This is a genomic window from Nodularia sp. UHCC 0506, from assembly GCF_034931045.1.
Classification (GTDB): Bacteria; Cyanobacteriota; Cyanobacteriia; order Cyanobacteriales; family Nostocaceae; genus Nodularia.
Window position 1 is genome coordinate 67629 of record NZ_JAYGHH010000017.1, and the last position, 2584, is coordinate 70212.

Genomic DNA, 2584 nt, shown 5'->3' on the forward strand with positions numbered 1-2584 from the left:
TGTTGCACCACAGCGATCGCGGCGGTAAAATCTTTTGGTAATGTTGATAGTAATTGAGTTAGGGCAGTCAACCCACCAGCCGAAGATGCTATGGCAACAATATCGAAGTTAGCATCAGCAAAGCGTGGTGGATGATCATTAATATTTTCGGCCTTCTGTATCATATTTTATTGGCCGATAGGGATTTTTATCAGTTTTTTGACTTTTGACTTCCACCTTCACGGCGGTGCTAAGGGTGGGGTTGTACCTTCAAATTAAAGATATAAAAACTTTAACGCTTTTTCAACTTTTTGAGCTTAGGAATCGGACGCATTGCTTCCCTACCCAGAATAAACATTCCTGTTACACCCAAGCTCACAAACCAAACATATTCATACCAATATTGGCGAATTTGGTCAACGGTATTGAGCGCTGGATGCAAAGAGTTTAAATAAAGCAACAGCACCAGTATCATTAATGCTCCAAAACCCACAAAGCTTAAACCAATACAAATCCGTGCTGGACGTAATTCAAAATCGTTAATTTGCTCTAGATTAATTTCTGCCAGTTCCGGCAACAACTGATCAGCCACAGTGGAAGCTACCTGCAACTTCTGGCTGAGTTTTGGCGGTAATATAGGCGTTAATATCGCCACAGTAGGGCGACGTAACGCAGCCTCGGTGTATCGCAGTAATTCCAGTGGCTGGCGAGTATGACTTGGTTGAGCAAATTCTATATTTTTTGCAGCAGTCGAAGTGGTGGCGTTACCTTCAAAATCCATAGCACACCAGAAAATAAATAGAGTATTCATAGCCTAGCGAATCAGTTAGCCCTCCTGCAAATGCCAAAAGGTAAACGTTTATCAAGATTTATGCTGGAGGACTTAACCTAATTATGTTTCTTGACAGATAACTGTTAACCGAAGACCCGTTCAAAAGTTGCAATTAAGCGGTCAACTTCCTCAAGGGTGTTGTAATGTACCATACTGACACGGATAATCCCACCTTGAGGGGCTAATCCCAAATATTCAATGAGACGTTTAGCATAAAAATCGCCGTAGCGAATGCCAATATAATCAGGGTCAACTTGAGGGGGAATGGTTGAACTATGAATGCCGTCCACTGCAAAGGATATAGTCGGGACACGCAATTGACGATGCGCCGTTGATTTACCAATTACACGAATTTTCGGCTGACTATTGAGGTATTGTAGTAGGCGATCGCTCAACTTTTCTTCATGTACACTAATCAAATCAAAGACCTGCTCCATTTGACTTCTGAGTTCAACAGCAGTTTGATCACCATAGTGGAGTTGTGCTAATTCACTTAAATAATCACATAAACCTAACATCCCATAAGTTAATTCAAAATTCAGATTTCCCAACTGAAATTTATAAGGAATATCAGACTCCGCAATAAAATAATGATTGAGTCCCGGTATTCTTAATAAATGTGCTTCTTTGCCATAAAGTAAAGCACAGTGAGAACCGTAAACTTTATAACAACTCAGAACATAAAAATCCACATCTAAATCCTGAACATCAATTAATCTATGTGGGGCATAAGCCACGCCATCCACACAAACCATCGCCCCCCGTTCATGAATAAATGCCGTAATTTCTTTAATCGGGTTAATAGTTCCCAAAATATTAGAAGCATGAGTCAAAGCAACTAATTTTGTGCGTGGACTCATTAATAATTCTAAATCCTCTAAATGCAGTTCTAAAGTATCTGGGCGAATTGACCAAATTTTAATCTTAATTCCTTGCTTTTCCAGCGCTACCCAAGCTCCAATATTAGCTTCATGGTCGCAATTAGTCACAATCACTTCATCCCCTGGTGTAAAAGTTTGACTCAAACACAGAGACAGTATCTTCAACATCATGGTAGTGGATGATCCCATAACCACTTCATTTGGTGATTTGGCATTAATCAAAGTTGCCATGCCCCTATTAGCCAAAGCTACCCTTTCCCCAGCTATTTGAGAAACTGCATAAGAAGCTCCTAATTGGACATCAGTAGTTAAAAGAAATTCACTAATTCTATCTACTACTTTTTTCAAAGTTTGTGATCCACCAGCATTATCAAAAAATGTCCAATTTCCGGCCAGTGCTGGAAAATATGGACGAACTTTGTCAATATTCAAGAACATATAGGACTCCTATGTGAATTTTGATAACTTGTATGGCGTAAGCAATACAAAACGACCTATATCTTGATTTCTTCTTCCCTGTTCCCTACCTCTACTAGTAAATATGGCTAGGCCAAGCAAGCTACAGAAACCAAACCGGATTCCTATAGTTTAATTGTTATATAATGAGCTAGTACCGCAGGGTGGAAGTCAAAAATCAAAAGTTAAAAAGCGATTATTCTTTAAGCATTTCGTTAACTGGGATTGGTAGATTTATTTATGATGAACCCAGAATATTTTATGTATCTTGCACTAGAGGAAGCTAAAAAAGGAGATGCGCCTTATGGTGCAGTTTTTGCACAAAACTTTTGGTAACACCAAATCTAGAAGCAACTTTTCTAAATGAGGTGTTACCTTGCTCATAAACATTAACTATTTTTTCTCGGAAGTCGATGGAATAAGCTCTCATTTTATC

At 39.0% G+C, this 2584-nt stretch carries 3 protein-coding genes; all 3 read right to left on the reverse strand.

The genetic code is table 11. The features are described from left to right. A partial coding sequence (locus VB654_RS12330) for a chemotaxis protein CheB (RefSeq protein ID WP_323214071.1) occupies positions 1-164 on the reverse strand: 164 nt, incomplete at its 3' end. Between the two features lie 107 nt (positions 165-271). Next, positions 272-760 carry a hypothetical protein gene (locus VB654_RS12335; protein ID WP_323214072.1) on the reverse strand — a complete coding sequence of 163 codons (489 nt, stop codon included), beginning with the start codon at positions 758-760 and terminating at the stop codon, positions 272-274. 134 nt (positions 761-894) lie between these two features. Then, positions 895-2130 (reverse strand): cysteine desulfurase-like protein, encoded by a 1236-nt coding sequence (locus VB654_RS12340; RefSeq protein ID WP_323214057.1) that lies wholly within the window; start codon positions 2128-2130, stop codon positions 895-897. Positions 2131-2584: the final 454 nt, after the last annotated feature.